Origin of the sequence: Rhizobium johnstonii 3841 (assembly GCF_000009265.1) — a bacterium.
GTDB lineage: Bacteria > Pseudomonadota > Alphaproteobacteria > Rhizobiales > Rhizobiaceae > Rhizobium > Rhizobium acaciae.
In genome coordinates this window covers 379,475-398,444 of the sequence record NC_008384.1, presented here as the reverse complement: position 1 = coordinate 398,444, position 18,970 = coordinate 379,475, and the positions used below count along the sequence as shown (strand labels likewise).

Here is an 18,970-nt window from a genome sequence, read left to right as displayed (position 1 = left end):
GCACGTGAGGAATGACCGTGCAATCCTTCATGCGCCCCTGTCTGATGCCGGAACCGAGACCACGTGCGAAACCAGCCTGCCGTCGCGGACCTCATGCACGAGGAAGGACGGAGCGTCGATCACCGAAAGATCCGCACGGCCTTCCAGCAGAAGCGGATTGGGCGGGCAGAGGGAGCCGCAGGTCTGGACAGGGATCGATCCCAACCGACCAAATGCGGGTCGGTGGACATGGCCGCAGAGAATCGCCAGCGGCAGTCTGTGCATCGTCTCGAGCGTACCGAGAAGCGCACTGCCGTTCCTGCATCCGACCTGGTCCAGCGCCTCGATGCCAATCCTGAATGGCGGCTGATGCATGAACAGAAGGGAGGGTGTCGTCACGTCGGCAAGCGCGCTCATCAGCCATGGCAGATGCGGCCGGACGTCGCCGTAGCTCTGGCCGGCGACGGTCACATCGACACCGAAGAGGGTTAGATCATCGACGGCTGTCCGGAAATGCATCGGTCCCGTCGCATTGATCCATGGGCCGACGGCGGCAAGTTCGGACCGCATCAATCGCACATCGTCACCATTGCCCGGCAACAGGTGGACAGGGCAGTCCAGCAACCGCAGGCTTTCGGCGACCAGGCGATAGCCGTGCCGCCATCCGTCGTCCACCAGATCTCCGGTGACAACAAGCACATCCGGGCGGAACGTCTTCAGCCACGCTATCGCCCGCTCCAGCGTCCGCAGCGACGAAAGGTCTGGCCCTGCATGGATATCGGATATCTGCGCAACGAGCATATTCTGCCTCCTCGCCTCTGCTGGAGACAATATGCCGAAACCGATAGCATCAGGCTACCGGCCGCCGACCATTCAGTCGACGCGTTTTCCGTCGCCGTCGAACACATGCAGATACTGGGCCGGGAAGGCGACATTGACCTTCGGACCGGCCTTCAGCGCATCGCGGTTCAGCGTGAAGATCTTGAACGGCAGGCCATGCAGGGCAAGGTGCAGGATGATGCCGAAGCCTGTCGGTTCGACGAGTTCCACATCCGCGGCAAGCCCCGCCCCGCCGTCGCTCATCAGCACATGCTCTGGCCGGATGCCGAGCGTCACCTTTGCGCCGTCGACAAGCGGCAGAGGCTTTGCAAGCGGCACGATCGTGCCGTCCTTCAGCTTCACGCCGCCGGCATCGTAGCTGGCCTCGAGGAAATTCATCCCCGGCGAGCCGATGAAGCCGGCAACGAAGAGATTGGCGGGGCGGTCGTAGAGTTCCAGGGGACTGCCGACCTGCTGGACCACCCCGCCATGCATGGCGACGATCCGGTCCGCCAGCGTCATTGCCTCGATCTGGTCGTGGGTCACGTAGATCGAGGTCGCCTTCAGGTCACCATGCAGTTTCTTGATTTCGGCTCGCATCTGTTCGCGCAGGCGCGCATCGAGGTTCGACAGCGGTTCGTCGAACAGGAAGGCCTTCGGCTGGCGCACGATGGCGCGGCCCATGGCGACGCGCTGGCGCTGGCCGCCGGAAAGCGCCTTCGGCCTGCGTTCGAGCAGCGGATCGAGGCCAAGCTTGGCGGCGGCGGCGGCCACCGCGCTGGTGATTTTCTCCTTCGCCACCTTCCGCAGCCTGAGGCTGTAGCTCATGTTGCCGGCGACATTCATATGCGGATAGAGCGCATAGGACTGGAACACCATGGCGATGTCGCGATCCTTGGGATGCAGCTCATTGACCCTATTGCCGGCGATGCGGATCTCGCCTGATGTGACCTCCTCCAGCCCGGCGATCATCCGCAACAGCGTGGACTTGCCGCAGCCGGACGGGCCGACGAGCACGACGAATTCGCCGTCCCGAATTTCGAGGTTGACGCCGTGCAGCACCTGCACATGGCCATAGGCTTTGCGGATATTCTGGATATCGATCGATGCCATTTGTTTAACCCTTGACCGCGCCGGCCGTCAGGCCCTGGACGAGATAGCGCTGGATGAGCAGGAAGAAGAGGCCGGCCGGAATGAGCGCCATGACGCCCGCCGCCATCATCTGCCCGAAATCCACCGAGAATTTCGAAACGAAGGTGAGAAGGCCGACGGGAAAGGTCGCCGCGTCATTGCCGTTGATCAGCATCAGCGCGAAGAGCAGTTCGCTCCAGGCGGCGGTGAAGACGAAACCGAGTGTGGCGGCGATCCCCGGCAGCGTCAGCGGCAGGATGATCTGGCGAAACGCCATGAACTGCGTCGCCCCATCGATCTTCGCCGCCTCTTCGAGATCCCTCGGGATGCCGTCGAAGAAGGACTGCATCAGGAAGGTGGCGAAAGGCACGTTGAAGGCGGTGTAGACGATGACGAGCCCGGTCAGGCTGTTGGTCAGATGCAGCGGCGACAGGATCTTGAAAATCGGCGCCACCAGCATGACCAGCGGGAACATCTGGGTCAGCAGCATCAGGGCGACGATCCAGTATTTTGCCCGGAAATTAAAGCGCGACAGCGCGTAGCCGGACAGCGAGGCGCAGATTGTCACGGTGATGGCCGTCGAGGCCGAGACGATCAGGCTGTTCTTGAAGAAGGTCGGAAAGGCGCTGTGCCGCAGCACGAAGGCATAGTGATCCCATGTCGTGTGCGACGGCCACATACGCACGCCCTCGCTATAGAGCAGGTCGTTCGGCGTCACCGAGACCTTGAGCAGCCAGAACAGGGGAAAGAGCGCAAAGGCGATATAGCAAAGGATCGCCAGGCGGTGTGCGACGGTGGGAATGACGGATCGTCTCATGATCTCAATCCTTGTTCAGCAGCGTCTGCCGGAGCAGGATGATCAGCATCGAATAGGCAAGCAGCAGCACGAGCAGCACCAGTGCGATCGCCGAGGCATAACCGAAATCGAGCCGCCGGAAGGCCGTCGTGAAGATATAGCTGGCGACGATCTGCGTCCGGTCCGCCGGTCCGCCATTGGTCATGACGACGATAAGATCGGCGAAGTTGGAGATCCACACGGTGCGCAGCAGCACGGTGATGGCGATCGTTGGCGCCAGGAACGGCAGGGTGATCGAGCGGAAACGCTGGAACCAGCCCGCGCCGTCGATCGACGCCGCCTCATAGAGATCGCGCGGGATCGCCTGCAGCGCCGCGAGCAGGGTGATGGCGAAGAACGGAATGCCCCACCAGACATTGGCGACGATCGGCCCCCACATCGCATAATTGGGATCGGAAAGGATATTGCCCGGCTCATGCATCAGCCCGAGGGCGAAGAGCCAGTGCGGGATTGGCCCGATGACGGGATTGAACAGCCAGGCCCAGTTGAGGCCCGCGAGGAAAGACGGCACGGCCCAGGGCAGGAAGACCAGCGCCTGCGCGATTGCCCTGCCCTTGAACGGCTTGTCGAGCAGCAGCGCCAGGATCAGCCCGAAAACGAACTGCAGGACGACGGAAGCGCCCGTCCACCACAGCGTGTTTCTCAGCGCCCCGTAGAAGGCGGCGTCGCCGGCAAGCTCGCGGAAGTGATCGAGCCCGATGAAGCCGCCGGAAAACGGATTGAGCAGCTGGATATCGCGGAAGGCGTAGGAAATCCCGACCGTCAGCGGCACCAGCATCACCGCAATGATCAGGATCAGCGACGGCGCGCTGTAGAGATAGGGCTCCGAAGCATCGGCAACGCGACGCAGCCATGGCCTGCGGTCGCGACGCATGTCGAGCGTATCGGCGGAAATAGTCATCAGCCAAGAGTTCCCGTTCGCGGCGTTCATGCGCCGTCTGTGTCATCAAAAAAGCGGCGGCGGCCTGTGTTGAGGCCGCCGCCGTCGATCCGTCGCTTATTTCTTGGCGAGGAACTTCTGCTGCGCCTTGGTTAGGTATTCGGCCCACTGGTCGGCCAGATCCTTCGCCGAGATATCGCCGAGCAATGCCTGCTGCGAGGTCTTGATCGCCAGCGAATCCTTGAAGAAGGCGAATTCCTCGAGGTAGGTCGGCATGACTGTTGGTACCGTGTTCGGGTCCGCCAGTTCCTCGAACCAGCCCTTGAACTGGTCACCGGCATAGAAGGGATCCTTCTCGGCCGCCGTATAGGCCGGCAGGGCGCCGATGCGCTTGTTCCACTCGATATTGCCTTCCGGCCCTTCGAGGGTAGCAATCAGCTTCCAGGAGAGGTCCTTGTTGCCGCTGGTCGTGAACATCGACCATCCGCCATAGCCGATCGTCGGGAAGGACTTGCCGTCGGGACCCTTCGGCAGCGGCATGACGCCGAAATCCTCCTTCTTCATGCGCTCTGCGATGGCGATCAACGCATCCGGATCCTGGTCGAGGAAAGCGCAGGTGCCGGAATAGAAGCCGGCGACGACTTCGTTGAAGCCCCAGTTGACGCTGTCCTTCGGCGCATAGCCCTTCTTGTAGAGATCGACCATCCATTCGATGCCCTTGGCCCAGCCGGGGCTATTCATCGTCGAGGTGCCGTCTTCGTTGAAGTACTTGTTCGAGCCGGCCATCGAGGCGGCAAAGATCATCCAGCCGTTGAGGCCGCCCGCTCCGCCGCGCATGCAGTAGCCGTATTTGCCGGACAGTTTGGAAACCTTTTCCGAAGCGGCGGTGAATTCTTCCATCGTCTTCGGCGGCGCGGCGACGCCGGCTTCGGCAAGCAGCTTCTTGTTGTAGAACATTGCCCTGAGATAGAAGCCGTAGGGCAGCATATAGGCGGTGTTCTTGACGTCGCGGCCGAGTTCCAGCGCGCGCGGCGTCAGCTCCTTGGTATGCTCCCACTTTTCGAGGTAGGGCTCCAGGCTCTCGAGCATGCCGTTATTGGCATAGAGCGACAGCCAGGTATCAGGCATTTCCATCACATCGGGCACGTCGCCGGCCGATACCATGGTCGCGAACTTCTGGAACGCTTCGTTCCAGGGCAGCGAGATGATGTCGACCTTGGTGCCGGGATTGGCGGCTTCGAATTTGCCGACGATCGATTTCAGCGTTTCGGTGCGCTCAGGGCTGGTGATGACTTCGACAAGCTTCAGCGTCGTATCGGCAAAGGCCGTACCCGCCATCATCGAAGCAAAGAGCGTCGAGATTATTAGTTTTTTCATGGCTCAGTTCCCCCTTGTTAGGTCTCTCTCGGGTTTCAGGATTGTGAGGCGGCGGCGAGCGCCTTCTCGATGTCTCTCCACAGAGCCTCGGTGCCTTCGAGGCCGACATGGAGACGTACGGATCGCGCATGGATGCCGAAGGCATGTGCGGAATTCGGCTGTGCCTTCTGCTGGAGCACCACCTCGCCCGGTACGATCAGGCTTTCATGTCCACCCCAGCTTACGCCCAGTTTGAAGAGCTTGAGGTGATCGGCGAAGGCGCGGATATCGACGCCTTCGCGGAATATGAAGGAAAACAGGCCCGAGGTGCCGTTGAGCCCGGCGGGCAGACGGTTGGCGAGCCCCGGATGGCAGACCGTCTCCACCACGTCGAGCTTCTGCAGGCGCCTGGCGATTTCAAGCGCCGATGTCTCATGGGCTCTCATGCGCAGCGGCAGCGTGCGCAGTCCGCGGATCAGGAGCCAGGCGTCGAACGGCGAAAGCTTGCCGCCGAGATAGGGATAGGCCTCGGCCTTGACGCGCGCGATCATCGCCTTCGAGCCTGCGATGACGCCCGCCACCACATCGCTGTGGCCGCCGAGATATTTCGAGGCCGAATGGATGACGAGGTCGACGCCGAGCGTCAGCGGCCGCTGGAAGAACGGGCTTGCCCAGCTGTTGTCGATCATCGAGACGACGCCGTGCTGTCTGGCGAGTGCTGCGAGCGCGCCGACGTCATGCGCTTCCATCACCCAGCTCGTCGGGCTTTCCATGTAGAACAGCTTGGCGCCGGGCAGTGCCCTGGCGACCGCTTCCTCGTCGCGCCCGTCGACATAGGTCACCTCGATCTTCATCCGTTTCAGGATGGTGCCGAACAGGCGGAAGGCATCGGGATAGACATGTTTGACGGCGACGATGCGGTCGCCCGGCTCGACGAAGCTTAAGACCGCCGACGAGATTGCCGCCATGCCGCTTGCAAAACCCAGCGCATCCTCCGCCCCTTCGAGCTTGGCGAGCATTTCCTCGAAGGCACGCACCGTCGGGTTCAGTCCGCGTGTATAGATCGGCCGCACCTTCTCGCCGCGGTAGGAGGCGATCATGTCGTCATAATCGGAAAAGGTGAAAAGCGAGGTCTGGAAAATCGGCGGCACGACTGCGTCGGCGAAGTTGCCTTCGTCATGCGCGGTGATGAGGGAAGCAAGATCGAACGGTTCAGAGCCGTTGCTCATTTGGACATTTCCTTGATGTCTTCCTCGACGATATCGAGAATTTTCAATGTTTCGGCGCGCGCCGCCTCGGGATCCCCGGCAGCGATTGCGTCGAAAAGGGTACGATGAAAGGGAAAGGACCGGCGTGCGAAATCCTGCCGGTCGAAGGGATGCTCCCAGAAGCGCTCGAAGGTCTCGCGCATCTGCTCGAGAAGCTGGCGAAACAGCGGATTGTGGGTGGAGTCGTAGACGGCGAGATGGAAGGCCAGATCCTCCGGCCCGGAGGTGCCTTTCTCCAGGTGCACACGTTCCATCGCATCCAGCTTTTCCTCGATGACGACGAGATCCGTGCTCGTGCGCCGCCGTGCCGCGACCATGCCCGCCTCGCATTCGATGCCGCGACGAACCTCCAGCGTCTGCAGCAGCACGTCGCGCAGATGAACCGTGTCGAGCGACAGCGGCATGTGGATCGTCGCCCTGGAAACCGGCTTCAGCAGATAGGTGCCGCTGCCCTTGCGCGTCTCGATGACGCCGAGCGCCTGGAAATGGCGGATCGCCTCACGAATGGTCGAGCGGCCGACGCCAAGGGCTGCCATCAGTTCGCGCTCGGCCGGCAGCCGATCGCCCGCCTTCAACCTGGCTTCCTCGACATAATCCGCCAACGCATCGGTCACCTGACGCGCGCGGTCCATGACCGGAAGCGGCCGGATCACCGGCCTGTCGCTGCTATTTGCCTTCATGGTTCCCCATTTTCTTATCAGGCAGCCGACCTCTGAAATTGGTCTGACATCTTAGCATTTCTCAAAGAGAGAAAGACGTCAAGGGGTGTTTGTTCGTAACGAAGTCGGCTTGGTTCAGCCAAGATGTATGGCTGGCTGGGACAAAGTGTTCGACTAGATTCCGCCGTCCGACGGATTCTCAATCAGAAAGGTTGAAATGATGAGTTAGGGCGCGGAATGTAGCGCAGAACGAGCCACCGCCTCCTTCCAACACGACGTCAAGGCGGCGCAAAAGAGATGGTCTCTTTTTGACGTCAGCCTTCCCAATTCCCATAGACGACAGCGGCGTCGAGCGACTGCTGGCGATCTGGGGTGGAGAGGTGGCGTCCTGGACGTTGGACGATAACGGAGCCGAGCTGGGTTTGCCGGCAATAGACCTGCCGCGCATCATGGAGATCGCGATGCCTATCGCGACCGCGATGGACGGATCGGGGGCCTCCACGATCGCAGGCCGCTTGCTGGACTTGCGGATGGCAGACCTCGGTCTCACCAATACCGCGGCGGGATTGATCTCTACACCACCGTCGCTATGCAGCCTGAGGCGGTGTCCGTTGTCCATACCGAAGGCGAGCAGGCATATGCGGACATGGGCCGAGGCTATCCTCTGTCCTTCACATACTGGAAGTCGGACGAAGACAACGCGGAATGATCATCACGATGCCGTTCGTGCAATCGCCTCGTTGTTGTGCTGAATGACGTTTTCGACCGTCGCAACTGCCACAATTGTATTGTAGGGCTTGGGCAGGAAGCTTGCCTTCGCGGGCAGATCACTTCGGTCAATGTCCGCCCTCCCTGACGTGACTACGATCCCGATGTGCGGGCTGACGCTCGCCACCATTCTCGCAAGGTCGATACCGTTGAGGCCGCCAGGCATGTCGACATCGGTGAAGATCGCGTCGACGTCGGTTCGAAGGCCAAGAATGCCTACCGCTTCCAAAACCGATCCGGCCTCAAGAACCGCAAACCCGGCGTCCTCCAGCGCATCCGCCAGAAATAGGCGGATCAACGGTTCGTCTTCCACCACGAGCACAATCCGAGACGGCTTCTGCATTTCGGTTCCCCTTGTTGTTCAAGGAGGTAACGCAATCGGTTGGGATTTCGATTCAACCGGTCCACGGCAAAGAAGAATCATATTTAATAAAATGCGAACAACGGGGGTGGGGTCGGATGTCTCTGGGGACGGGTTTGTTTCTGTCGGCGCTCGTGCTGTCGCTGGTCATCTTGTACTCGGTCACCCGAGACCGGTGGAATTGGCGGCGCGTCGCTCTTTGGGGCACGCTCGGTCCATTGGCGGTATTGATTGTGCTCGCCGCCGCCGCCTATCTCGTCTGTCGCTGGGAAGATCGACCCAAGCCTTTGAACAGTTTTTTCGGTGTCGCGCTCAGGGCATCCGAGCAGGATGTCAGGTTCATGAAGGGCGAGCCTACGTCGCGGGAGCCGGACGGAACCTGGGTCTACGACATCAAGGATAGCAGCAGCGGACAAATCGTTGCCACCTACCGGGTGCGGTTTCGGGATGGCAACGTCCGATATGTGTTCTATGCGCCCGGCGGATACGATCCCAACAAGGAATACGCATTCGGGTTCTCGGACGGCACGAGGCTGAGCCAGGTCAGCGGCAAGCTCGGCGACCCGTCCGATACGAGCGAAAAGCCCGATGGAAGCGCGAGGCTCTATTCCTACCGCGACTACAGCGCCTTCTTCGGTTTCAGCAAGGGCGTCGTGGAAGTCTACGGGATGTACGATCCGGCAACAGGACCGTTGAAGTTCACGGCCGATTAGGAACCGCCCTTCAGAGATCGTGGATGCCGGTGTAAGGCATGTCGATGTACAGGCCGTCCTCGCGCACGCTGGTAGACATGCGGTACTCGTTGAGCAGTCTCTCGGCCACAGCGATCAGAGGGTCGTAGACGCCCATATTGGTCCATTCGGTCAAGTTGAACAGAGGCTGGACCGCCTCACGAGACGCATCAATCAGCCAACCCTTGCTCATTTCACGAAGCGCTTCGATTTCGGCGTCGAATTTCGATGCCAGTTCGGGGTGGTCGTCTCGATTTTCCAAAACCCAATCAGCATGACCCAGTGCGTATCCCAATGCCTGAAAGAGGAATCCCAAACGCTCGCTGACGACCTTCCAAAGGCTCGCGACGTCGCCGTGCAAGCGGTAGGCAAGGCGTTCCTTCCTGACCTGTTCGTCGACATCGGACATAACCTCCTTCAGCATGCTCATGTGCATAAGGCCTTGTTCCGGTGCCGCGAATGCGGATCGGCGCTGTGCGCTGTACTCGGCCTGACAAGGATGTACGATAGTCTGGAGCGCGGCGTCCCGAGCGTCGCGAGGTTTCGCTGCCCTCCACCCTCCGGGATAGGTCGTTGTGAATAGCCGTGTATCGTCCACGTGGATCAACTCGTGAACGAATGTATGGAGGGCGAGAGGCTGGTTTGGATCCTCATGATCGAAGATTGCCCGTACCAAAGGCGTCCAGATCACTACGACACTCCAGACTTCATCCCCACGGAAGATGTTCGTCGCCATCGCAAAGCCGTTCCCATATTCATTCGCCGTTGGCGTTGGCACGGGAGCCTGTTCGCCATTCACGCTTGCCAACGCTTCATGGTAGTCCGAGCCGATGACGATGCGGTCGAGCCTGCTCAGATCGATGAAGTTCGAAATTTCACGGGTTAGCTGGCACAGTCGCTGACCAAAGTCTCGAACCTCTTCGTCTTTATCGTCCTCCCACCCGCGGATGGTGACGGTAAATTGCGGGTTCAGGGTAGGTGTGGAATCGAGCGCATCCTTGTTTTCCATAATCGGCAATTCTGTGTCCATTCGTCGGAAAACCTTGTTTAATTTCCTGAGCTTGACCTCCATATGGTCGTGCAATCTCAGAACGACAAGCGGTGCGTCGACCCACGCTGGAAGATCGCAGTCTGTCTCGCATTTGTGCTGTCCAGTGGCCGCCCTTTCAGCACTTCTTTCCGACTGCTGGATCGTTCCATCCGTCAGTGATCGCTTTCACTCGGTCAGCCCGCCCGGGATGGGATTTCGACGGCCGCTCATCAAGAATGGGAACCGCACTGAGAGCAGCATCAAGGCTCATCTTCGATGGATGCATTGCCGCGCCGGCGAACCTGTCGGCGGCCAGTTCCTTGCGCGGGTCTGCGGCGGTCCCGAGGTGATGGCAGTAATGGTGCCTAAGCTCATGGGTGATGACCATCGACGCGCCTCCGCAGTGAGCGATCTCGCTTGACGCCATCTTCCGAAAATCGACAATTTCTCTTTGGAGCCTCTCACAATATTGCCTACCCTTTCGCTTGAAGATCAGATGAAGATCATGATCGGTTTCGCCGTCTCGGATGCGGGCGCACAATATTCAGACCAAAAGGCACCGGCGTTAGCTATCGTCGCGAGGGAACAAACCTGCCCCGTCGTCGGTTGATGAGCATCGACCGCCCCGTCGTTGGAAACGCATCCGGTCTGGTCGTTGGCATTGCTTTTGCAAACAACTTTGGGACTGGGTGTGTCGGATCGGACCGTTCGGATGGAAGCGCCACCGCTTGAAAGAAAGCTTGCAGCCATTCTCGCCGCTGATGTCGAGGGCTACTCCCGACTGATGAATGTTGACGAGGTACAGACACTTGCGACCTTGACCTCGCATCGCACGATCGTTGATGCGCTCATTGAAAATGCGCATGGGCAGATATTCGGCACCGCCGGCGACAGCGTGCTGGCTGAGTTCCCGTCCATCGTCCATGCTTTCAACTCGGCTGTGGCGATCCAGCAGGCGATGTGGCGCGCCAACCGAGAGCTTTCCGAAGACCGCCGAATGAACTTTCGCATCGGGATCAACGTGGGCGATGTGCTGGTCAAAAACGGTGATATCTTCGGTGACGGCGTCAATATCGCCGCCCGGTTGGAAGGGCTCGCGGATGTTGGAGGCATCTGCGTGACGAGGGGAGTCAGAGATCACCTGCGCGATCGGGTCGATGCGACCTTCGAAGACCTGGGAGAGCATAGCATCAAGAATATAGCCCGCCCACTCCGTGTATTTCGCGTCATATTCGATCCGGAGGCAGAACCGGTACTGGATATGGAATTGCCCCCGGTCGGAATGCCCGAAGAGTCCTCTTCAGTGGAGCAGTCGGTGGCGCACGACCCCGAGGGCGACAACGAGGGGCACCGCGTCGAAGTCGCCTTCTGGGAATCGGTACAGCAAAGTGACGATCCGGCCGAATACGCTCTCTACTTGGAGCGCTTTCCGAATGGGCAATTCGTCGAATTGGCCGCGGCCCGTCTTGAAAATGGTGGACCTGGCGACCACGATCCCGGCGTCGAAGTCGCCTTTTGGGAGACGGTGCGTGATGCAGGCAATCCGGAAATGATCGAAGCCTATTTGGCCAAATATCCGCAGGGGCAGTTCAGCGAACTCGCCAACATCATGCTGGGCGAGCTTCGCCAAAATTGACCCAGGAGAAGCGCGTCTTCGATCAATTAAACCACGGTGCTTGAGATATCCGTGATAGTATTGCCGCGGATCAGTTTTCTTCCCACATCGCATTCGTCCTCGTCCATGCGGGAAATGGCTTTTAGCACCGCGAGCCTCTGGCCCGAAGGACATAGCAATGACAGCCGTCATACCTCTCCACCCCGACGCTCGCTCAGTCTCGCCCTCGCGGTCCCGACGTAATCTTGGGATTGAAGCCGCGGTTATCCTTGGGTAACTGCGGCTTCACCATCCGACGAAAGTATGTGCAAAGCAATGTGCCGCGCCAGTTGATTTCAAAGAGATTTTAGGCTGATGTAGGCGCATCCAAATCTACGGCTTGAGAATGCAGCGCTACCAGATACAAGCACTCGAGAACGGGACCTGGTCGGTCATAGATCACCAGACCGGCAAGCCAATAGTTGACCAGCAACGGTCAAGCGAGAGAACGAGGCTGGAGGCTCAGGCTTTGGCTGATTTTCGCAATGGAATATCGGCCCCTCCTCCACAGCGGATTTCCTCCCGGCTTCAGAAGATACGTCGAGCTTGGGCACTCCTCTCTGCGAAGCGGTAGACGCGATAAGCCGCTTCGCGCTTCCTACCAAACGATTACCGGAGATGTCATCGAACGACGCAGACGCACTCAAGGGGATGCCCTCCCCTACGCTCTGTTGTGGCCGGCCGGTTCATGACACACCCTTGATGAATGGATGATCACGGTGCGAAAATGAACGTTCCAATTCCGACGATATCGAGAGCCATCTCGGAAGAGCAGATGTAGCGTCGGTTTGAAGCTGATCTCAAAGGCGATGTCGAACTCGGCAGCCTTCGTGTCATCCGATGGAGAATATCCATCGAGAAGAACAGGGAGAAAGGTATCAGCCTAGGACACCTCCTATCGCTGGCAGAAAAGATCGAGTCGAGATGGATCGCCATCGAGGCGCAATACGGTGAAGGCGCATTACTGGTAGAGGAAAACAACGTCTCCCAGATGCTAACAGCTCCGGGTGGGCGGTTCGCCACGGAACCGCACTTGCTTGAAAACGCGCGCGTCCTGCGAGACCTCAAGGGTCAAGAGTGGTGGTCGCTAGAACATCGGCTCGACTCGCTCCTTGAATTGGTTCGAGCTTGAACTGATGAACTACATAGCGGCCCGCGTTGGGAACTCTTGTAGCATGTACGCTAATCAGGCTACGGTTTGAAATCTCGGCGTTCCGATCGACAACAGCAGCCACGCAGCCCCCGAGATTTCGTCCGCTGATGCGTCGAACAGAATGTGAAGAACGAAAATCCGCGTAGCTTCTTCCTGGAATGTCCGCTGGATAGGCGATGGGAACTTCGGTGTCTCGCGGCCGTTTAGTTGCAGATGCGGCGTATCGGGCGGACCTCCTGCGCCTCGGGCGGCACAAGAGATCGTCATGGCAAGGGATGCCGACATAACCATATTAAGAAAGCGCGGAATGCTGGCGACCGTGCGCGGCGTCGTTGCGCATAGCGTGAGCGGGGCCGAAGTCGAGACTGCGCCCTGCGATATGCTACTGGGTAACGCAATTCTGCATGTCGCGAGACTGGACGTTTCGGTCTGCACGACCGCCGCCGCGAGTGTCGTTGCGGAGGGCATTACTTTGAATTGCGAGGAGTGCCGTCGGCTCGCCTTGAAATATGGCGACAAGCTTGAAGTTCGTGAGTAGGAAGCGAGTGCGCCGATCAGCTTGCTGGGCCCAAGGAACCTCAATCGGACATCAACACGACAACCGACCTCGGAGCCACGAGAGAATTCCGTTCGATGACGGTGTTCGGGAGTTTCATGGTTGAGACGTGGGGCATTGCCCCCCTTGGCTGATGCTCTTTCGTACACCATTCTTCACCTTTGAGTTCTCGTAATCGGGCAGCGTTGTGAAACAGATGGGGATTGCGTTCATGTCGGCCCTGGATGACGGACGCCGCATGACTAGAAGAATATCTCCTGTCATTCAGTGCGAGGTGATCGCACGACCGCTGGACGCGAGATGCTCTGTAATGGCGCGCCTGATTTCGGTAACCGTGTCGAAGAGCCTGTTGTCCAGGTCGATGACATTGAAGCGGACAGCGATGAATTTGAGGCGGTTTTCGACAGGGACCGCGATCCCGACTTCCTGACCGTTGAATACGACAGCTTGCTTTTGCATAACAAACCTCGGGCGCGCCACACGGGAGCACCATCTTAGAAAAGTGGAACAAAGGGTTTACGACGCGTCAGATTGCCGTCGTAGGTCGGTATCGGATCGAGACGAGATCACGCAATCGCTGCATCATTGCGAAGAAATGAAGTCGGACAAACAACGTCACCATCCTCCTCAAGCGAGGTCAAACAACCGCTGAGTATGGCCGGCTAGGGCCGGTTTATTTCGGAACTCTTCGGTAAAAAACGTAGTCGAGAAACTTCGAGTAAGCAACTGATTTTCGTTATTATTTAGCGTTTTGAATCGTATGACAATTACCGCAGGTGCGAAGTAACAAATGATGTACGTTCATCCGACCCCATCGTCGAAGGCCCGTGAACGGCTTTACTCGGATTGCAGACCAGGCGGCATCCATTACATCCTCATGAAAGTACTCCCGGGTCGACTGCGGGGCCGCCCACAGCTTTCTCGGACCTAAGTCCCTATCGTGAACCAAATTACCTGTCCGCTGTTTCCTTCCTATCACGAAGGAGGTGGCATGAAAGAGGCCGCGCCCGTTGAGAGAACGGATCACTGAGATGCAGATGATGATCGAGGGACAGTCACACTTCCAGCCTTTCGGCTTATCCTATTGGGGTTTCGAAGATCTCAATAAGGGAGTTGGAAGCATGACTGCCTCTTATGAATACCATATCGGGGTCGACTACCACAAATCCTACAGCCACCTGGTGGTTCAGGACAGCAGCGGCAAGACGCTGAGATCCGGCCGGGTGAAGAACGACCGACAGTCGCTCGGCGGGTTTCTCGAACGCTATCGGGAGAACTCGCATGCGGTTGTCGAAGCGACGCGCAACTGGATGGTGATGTACGACTGGCTCGACGACATTTGTGATGATGTCGTTCTCGCTCATCCGCTGAAGGTTAAGGCGATCGCCGACGCCAAGATCAAGACCGACAAGATCGACGCGACGGTGCTGGCACATCTGCTCAGAGCCGATCTGGTACCCGAAGCCTGGGCGCCAAGCGAGAGATCGCGGGACCTTCGCGTCGCGCTGCGCGAGCGGATGTTTTACGTGCGGCTGCGCACGATGACCAAGAACCGCATCGTCACGGTGTTCGACCGCTATCCGGAGCAGACGGCGCAATTGAAGAAGCTTGGCGACCTGTTTGGCAAGGCCGGCCGCGTCCAGCTGGCTCAAGTGAACGTCTCTGAGATCGACCGCATCCAGATTGACCGTGGTCTCGCCTTCATCGGCGACATCGACATGCGGATCAAACAGTCGGAAGCAACGATCCGGGCGATGACCAAGGCCAATGCCAACGTCAAGCTGTTGAAGACGATCCCCGGCATCGGCGAGTTCTTCGCCCGGCTGATCGATGCGGAGATCGACGACATATCGCGGTTCCGCCACTCGAAGAAGCTTGCCGCCTATGCCGGGCTTGTGCCGTCGACCCATTCCTCCGGCGGCAAGACCTTCCACGGCAAGATCATCAAGCAGGGCAACAAGTGGCTGCGCTGGGCCTTCGTCGAAGCCGTCGCTCCTGCCATCGCCAGCGATCCACAGCTGCGCGCCCAATACGAGCATCTGAAGATCAAAGGAATAAACAAGGCGCGGGTGGCGATTGCGCGCAAGCTTTTGACGATCACCTTCCAGATCCTGCGTGACCAGCGCGCCTACGAGCCGCGCGGCGAAAGCACCATGGAAGGCGCGTCGACGATATCCCGGTTGTCCTGATGGCAGTCTAGCGAGCCCGGTAGAACTGGGTTGCGCTTCTCAAGGAGAATGGGAAACCGGGAGCCGAACGCCACTCTGTGACCGAAGCCCCAGGCATCAGGTCACGCATTGGAGACTGGTTCAAGAACCGAAGGACAGCAAAGCGATCTGTCCGGCGGAAAGAGAGACTTTGCCGATCGGTGCGAATGCCGGTCAAAACTTAACCGAACCCAAGGAAAAGCCGCCAAATGGTGGTGTTCTGCCCCTTGCGTTCTTTCATTGGAGGACTGCCATGACCTTTGAGCCGGAAAGCCTAGCCTACGATCAGCTTGCCAGCGTGCAGGCCGCGGTGTCCTCGGAACCAGAACTGAAAAGCTCGTCCATCTCTGTAAGCATGGTGGGCAGAAGCGTCCTGCTGAAGGGCTATGTGGCGGGCTACGGTAATCGGGAGAAGGCGACGGCGATCGCCGCTTTGATCGCGGGGCCGGAGAACGTGCATGATAGGATGCAGGACCGCGACTCGACGACAGATAGCTAGCGACACGCCGGGGATAATGACAGAACTGGCTCCTAGTGCACAATCAGCGTTGCGCGGGCACTTCGATCCGATCACCAAAGTCCTCATGGATCAATGGCAGTATGGCCACGGTCAGGGAGTCTCGCGAACTCCACCCTAAGACTTTGAAGGATTTCCTCCCGGGCGCGGCCTTGGGAGCGCAGGTCTACGACCCGCGCCACGAAACCCTGATGGTCTGGAGAAATCTTCAGCTCATTGCATGCATCGACGACGATCGCCTGGAGGAATTCGAGGTCGTCAATGTCAATCGCGAAATCAGAAAGCAGGCCCAATTCCCACCCCGTAGACAGAGGCAGAGAGCGTCAACATCTCCCAAGCTGGCCCCCAAAAGACCAACCTAGTCATCATAGCGCGAATGCGTCCGCAATCCAGCGAAATTCAGATCGTCTCGACGACGCGACATCGTAGAGCGCCCACTCCTTTTCAGCCGCATGCCTTCACACCCGGTCACTCCAGGTAATCAATCGTCAATTACGAATTGGGAATACACGCGTATATTACCCCTCGGGGATTGCGATCCCTGCCCTGAGGTCGACGATAATGGACTGGGACGCAACCTCTGCATTCACACCCGTCGGGCTGGCTCTGCGCGGTCAGCCAGCTCACAGGATCGTCCGCACCCTCGGCGACGCGGCATATATGCTGCTTAAGGACTGGCCCTCCGATGACGGCGAAGAATACGTCACTGCGGTGAAGGCTTGCGTCGATGCGATCAGCGGTGAGATCACTCCGCAGCAATTTTGGGTGGCGTTTCTGCGTGCGGCCGATGAGGCCGGTATCGCTGCTCTGACTATCGTTCACCGATGACAGCGAGTAAAAGAAGGGATGGTTGCGAGTCGGATCATGCAGGCCCTGATTACGGCCTGCCGACATCCTCGCCCGCATCGCCGACACACCGATCAGAAGGCTGGAACAATTGCTTCCGTGGAATTGGCGTTGTCACCGAATTGAGGCCGCTGCTTCATGGAAGCACACCCCGATCTGAGCGACGACCGACGAAATGCGCTGTTGCAGAGTTTGACGGCAGTAGGTTTGTCTAAGCCACTTGGCTATCTGCCACTCTACACAATCGAAAAGTTCTTACGACTTACACCGAAAACTCTCGCCGACGCTGCGGCAAAACGCAGCCTGGCACGCTTCAAGTCGATGCAGCAGCCTGTTGCATCAAGAGCGGTGCGCTTTATGCATACCATCGTCAGGCGCTGGCGAGCCTTTTGTAGGGAAACGCTGCTATCGTTCGAGCCGCTGGACTTCCTTTGGACCCGGATGAATTTGTATTCCAGATCGCTACAGTATGGTTTGCGGACCAACACCTAGCACACCCGGTCCCTTGCATTTGGCGACAAAGGTTGATGATCCCCTCCGATATTCGCGCGGCTCCAAGGGATACCGAAGGACTACAAATGGGCGGTTCGCGCTGTGACAATGGTTCGGAATTAAGCGTTTAGCGAGATTGCGTAGGTCATTTCATTTCTGAGGGGACGTGCTCACATAGCGCATCGACTTGGCAACAACAACGCAGACGGAGTATGGCAGGTGGACGTAAAATCGTCACAGGTCACGGGAAACGCGGCCCTGCATTACGCGGCTTGGCAGCTGTCACGTAAGGGTTGGAACGTGATGCTGACATCCAGAAACGCCAAGGGCAGCGACCTGTTTTGCTCAAATGACGCCGAGACAGTTGTCTTCGGGGTTCAGAGCAAAGGGCTCACGAAGCGCGATCCCGTAGGGCTCGGAGCCAGTATTGCCAATCTTCGCTCGGACTGGTGGATTATAACTATCCACGCAAAGACTGATGCCCCGGTATGTTTCATCATGAAGCTGCAGGAGGTCAAAGACCTGTGCTATCAAAGCGATCCCTTGAAAAGCAGGACGGGATCAGCCTCGATCTGGCTCCAACCATCCGCATTTGACCAGCCGCAATTCCGTGAAGCTTGGCATAGGTTTGAGACTCTGACGTAGCCTGTGGCGTGGAGAAAACGGAACGCCGATCGACAGGCTGAAAAGCGCCGAGTTTGGTAGACGCCCTATCGGCGTCCTCCCCCAGACGTCAATCTTGCGCCACCTCACTCCGCACTCCGTAGTGCCTCAAAGTCGGCAACTGAGATGCACATCATGCATACCTCCGGGGCTGCGGAAACCGAGCTAGCCTCCTGCTTCAACCGACTCACAGGCGCACTTACAACTGTCCCAAATTAACCCATAATTTAGCATTCGCTTGCATGCGCGAACTCCGATGCTACCGTCGCAGACATCGTGGGGGATCGCGCATGACAATTGAAGAGCTAATCGATATACAGGAAGCAGGTTCAAGAGCGCGGGTGCTCGGGCTGAAGGCGCACGAGAACCCATACCTCGCGGCCCATAGGATGCCCACTGGTGATGCCGGTGCTCTCGGGGATTGGCTTGCGCGTCACGACGCGTGGAAGTTCGGTTGGGAGGCTGAGGACGCGAGTCGCGAGGGTAGGATTGTTACACACTTCAAGGAACTGATCCCGATTGCCAGCCGACGTCAACTCGATGCGTAATGTACTAGCGCGTTCCAATGAAAAATGAACTCACCCACGAAATCTGGCTCGATCCCGAACCTGATGGTCAGATGCTTCCTGGTCTTTGTCTTGCTGGCCCCATGGGCAATGATTTCAGGGCTCTCCTTAAACCAGAAGCGGTAAAGGCCGCCGAGCTGAGGGGACACAGCCATTTCGACGCCATGACCAAGTATTGGAAGCTTCAAGGCTGGGGCGAGTACGAGGCGGAATGTCCGCAAGATCACGAGCCCTATCCAGATGAATGGGCAGCAATTCAGCGCACTTTTTTCGATGGCCAAGATTGAGGTGGAGTCTGGAGTCAGTGGCCGCGGTCCGAACCTTGTTTGCGCATCCCGCTCCTAATGAAAATTCCGACTCTTCAACTTGAGCTGATCGATATGAAGGTCCGGGATTTATCCCGAGCCCGAGACTATGCCGAGCCCATTCCCTAAAGCCCGAGATTTCCGGTAATCCGAGATTAAAAGCTCGGCATAAT

General features: G+C 58.5%; 21 protein-coding genes. 9 read left to right on the top strand and 12 right to left on the bottom strand.

The window, feature by feature from the left end:
- Positions 1-27: 27 nt before the first annotated feature.
- The 8 genes from RL_RS31615 to RL_RS31575 form a co-directional block, all read right to left on the bottom strand.
- Positions 28-780, bottom strand: coding sequence for a metallophosphoesterase (locus tag RL_RS31615; protein ID WP_011655110.1), 753 nt, complete (start codon positions 778-780; stop codon positions 28-30).
- Positions 781-852: 72 nt separating this feature from the next.
- Complete coding sequence (locus tag RL_RS31610; protein ID WP_011655109.1) at positions 853-1,911, bottom strand: ABC transporter ATP-binding protein; 1,059 nt, start codon at positions 1,909-1,911, stop codon at positions 853-855.
- A gap of 4 nt (positions 1,912-1,915) precedes the next feature.
- Complete coding sequence (locus RL_RS31605) at positions 1,916-2,746, bottom strand: carbohydrate ABC transporter permease (RefSeq protein WP_011655108.1); 831 nt, start codon at positions 2,744-2,746, stop codon at positions 1,916-1,918.
- 4 nt (positions 2,747-2,750) lie between these two features.
- A complete protein-coding gene (locus tag RL_RS31600) occupies positions 2,751-3,686 on the bottom strand; it encodes a carbohydrate ABC transporter permease (protein ID WP_011655107.1) in 936 nt (311 codons plus the stop codon).
- 96 nt (positions 3,687-3,782) lie between these two features.
- Complete coding sequence (locus RL_RS31595) at positions 3,783-5,042, bottom strand: ABC transporter substrate-binding protein (protein ID WP_011655106.1); 1,260 nt, start codon at positions 5,040-5,042, stop codon at positions 3,783-3,785.
- Between the two features lie 35 nt (positions 5,043-5,077).
- Positions 5,078-6,250, bottom strand: coding sequence for a PLP-dependent transferase (locus RL_RS31590; RefSeq protein ID WP_011655105.1), 1,173 nt, complete (start codon positions 6,248-6,250; stop codon positions 5,078-5,080).
- Positions 6,247-6,969 (bottom strand): FadR/GntR family transcriptional regulator, encoded by a 723-nt coding sequence (locus RL_RS31585; protein ID WP_011655104.1) that lies wholly within the window; start codon positions 6,967-6,969, stop codon positions 6,247-6,249. Before RL_RS31585 ends, RL_RS31590 begins: the two co-directional genes overlap by 4 nt.
- Before the next feature lie 691 nt (positions 6,970-7,660).
- A complete protein-coding gene (locus RL_RS31575) occupies positions 7,661-8,032 on the bottom strand; it encodes a response regulator (RefSeq protein ID WP_233939079.1) in 372 nt (123 codons plus the stop codon).
- A 143-nt stretch (positions 8,033-8,175) separates the two neighbouring features.
- On the opposite strand from RL_RS31575, the gene RL_RS31570 reads away from it, so the two are divergent.
- Positions 8,176-8,790: a hypothetical protein gene (locus tag RL_RS31570; protein WP_129557822.1), complete on the top strand. Its 615-nt coding sequence runs from the start codon at positions 8,176-8,178 to the stop codon at positions 8,788-8,790.
- Positions 8,791-8,800: 10 nt separating this feature from the next.
- Here the strand turns inward: RL_RS31570 and RL_RS31565 are convergent, their stop codons facing one another.
- Together RL_RS31565 and RL_RS39535 are read right to left on the bottom strand one after the other, a co-directional pair.
- Positions 8,801-9,880 (bottom strand): hypothetical protein, encoded by a 1,080-nt coding sequence (locus tag RL_RS31565; RefSeq protein WP_041936915.1) that lies wholly within the window; start codon positions 9,878-9,880, stop codon positions 8,801-8,803.
- Between the two features lie 94 nt (positions 9,881-9,974).
- Positions 9,975-10,226: a hypothetical protein gene (locus tag RL_RS39535; protein ID WP_041936914.1), complete on the bottom strand. Its 252-nt coding sequence runs from the start codon at positions 10,224-10,226 to the stop codon at positions 9,975-9,977.
- 324 nt (positions 10,227-10,550) lie between these two features.
- Here RL_RS39535 and RL_RS31555 point away from each other — a divergent pair, with 324 nt between their 5' ends.
- Both RL_RS31555 and RL_RS31550 read left to right on the top strand, forming a co-directional pair.
- Positions 10,551-11,474 carry an adenylate/guanylate cyclase domain-containing protein gene (locus RL_RS31555; protein WP_011655097.1) on the top strand — a complete coding sequence of 308 codons (924 nt, stop codon included), beginning with the start codon at positions 10,551-10,553 and terminating at the stop codon, positions 11,472-11,474.
- A gap of 1,436 nt (positions 11,475-12,910) precedes the next feature.
- Positions 12,911-13,183, top strand: coding sequence for a hypothetical protein (locus RL_RS31550; protein WP_041936913.1), 273 nt, complete (start codon positions 12,911-12,913; stop codon positions 13,181-13,183).
- A 282-nt stretch (positions 13,184-13,465) separates the two neighbouring features.
- Here the strand turns inward: RL_RS31550 and RL_RS31545 are convergent, their stop codons facing one another.
- Complete coding sequence (locus RL_RS31545; RefSeq protein ID WP_003577126.1) at positions 13,466-13,660, bottom strand: hypothetical protein; 195 nt, start codon at positions 13,658-13,660, stop codon at positions 13,466-13,468.
- 662 nt (positions 13,661-14,322) lie between these two features.
- Here RL_RS31545 and RL_RS31540 point away from each other — a divergent pair.
- Together RL_RS31540 and RL_RS31535 are read left to right on the top strand one after the other, a co-directional pair.
- The gene (locus RL_RS31540; RefSeq protein ID WP_011649142.1) at positions 14,323-15,390 is read left to right on the top strand and encodes an IS110 family transposase; all 1,068 of its coding nucleotides are present in this window, start codon (positions 14,323-14,325) and stop codon (positions 15,388-15,390) included.
- A gap of 169 nt (positions 15,391-15,559) precedes the next feature.
- Complete coding sequence (locus RL_RS31535; RefSeq protein WP_011655092.1) at positions 15,560-15,907, top strand: BON domain-containing protein; 348 nt, start codon at positions 15,560-15,562, stop codon at positions 15,905-15,907.
- A gap of 83 nt (positions 15,908-15,990) precedes the next feature.
- Here the strand turns inward: RL_RS31535 and RL_RS39790 are convergent, their stop codons facing one another.
- On the bottom strand, positions 15,991-16,218 hold the full coding sequence (locus RL_RS39790; protein WP_129557821.1) for a hypothetical protein: 228 nt from the start codon (positions 16,216-16,218) through the stop codon (positions 15,991-15,993).
- A 268-nt stretch (positions 16,219-16,486) separates the two neighbouring features.
- Here RL_RS39790 and RL_RS31525 point away from each other — a divergent pair, with 268 nt between their 5' ends.
- From RL_RS31525 to RL_RS38650, 4 genes are all read left to right on the top strand, one after another.
- Entirely contained in the window at positions 16,487-16,753 is a 267-nt protein-coding gene (locus RL_RS31525; RefSeq protein WP_011655090.1) for a DUF982 domain-containing protein, read from the top strand.
- 156 nt (positions 16,754-16,909) lie between these two features.
- The gene (locus tag RL_RS31520; protein ID WP_011655089.1) at positions 16,910-17,263 is read left to right on the top strand and encodes a hypothetical protein; all 354 of its coding nucleotides are present in this window, start codon (positions 16,910-16,912) and stop codon (positions 17,261-17,263) included.
- Between the two features lie 953 nt (positions 17,264-18,216).
- Complete coding sequence (locus tag RL_RS31510) at positions 18,217-18,474, top strand: CrpP-related protein (protein ID WP_041936910.1); 258 nt, start codon at positions 18,217-18,219, stop codon at positions 18,472-18,474.
- Positions 18,475-18,491: 17 nt separating this feature from the next.
- A complete protein-coding gene (locus RL_RS38650) occupies positions 18,492-18,779 on the top strand; it encodes a hypothetical protein (RefSeq protein WP_011655087.1) in 288 nt (95 codons plus the stop codon).
- Positions 18,780-18,970 lie beyond the last annotated feature (191 nt).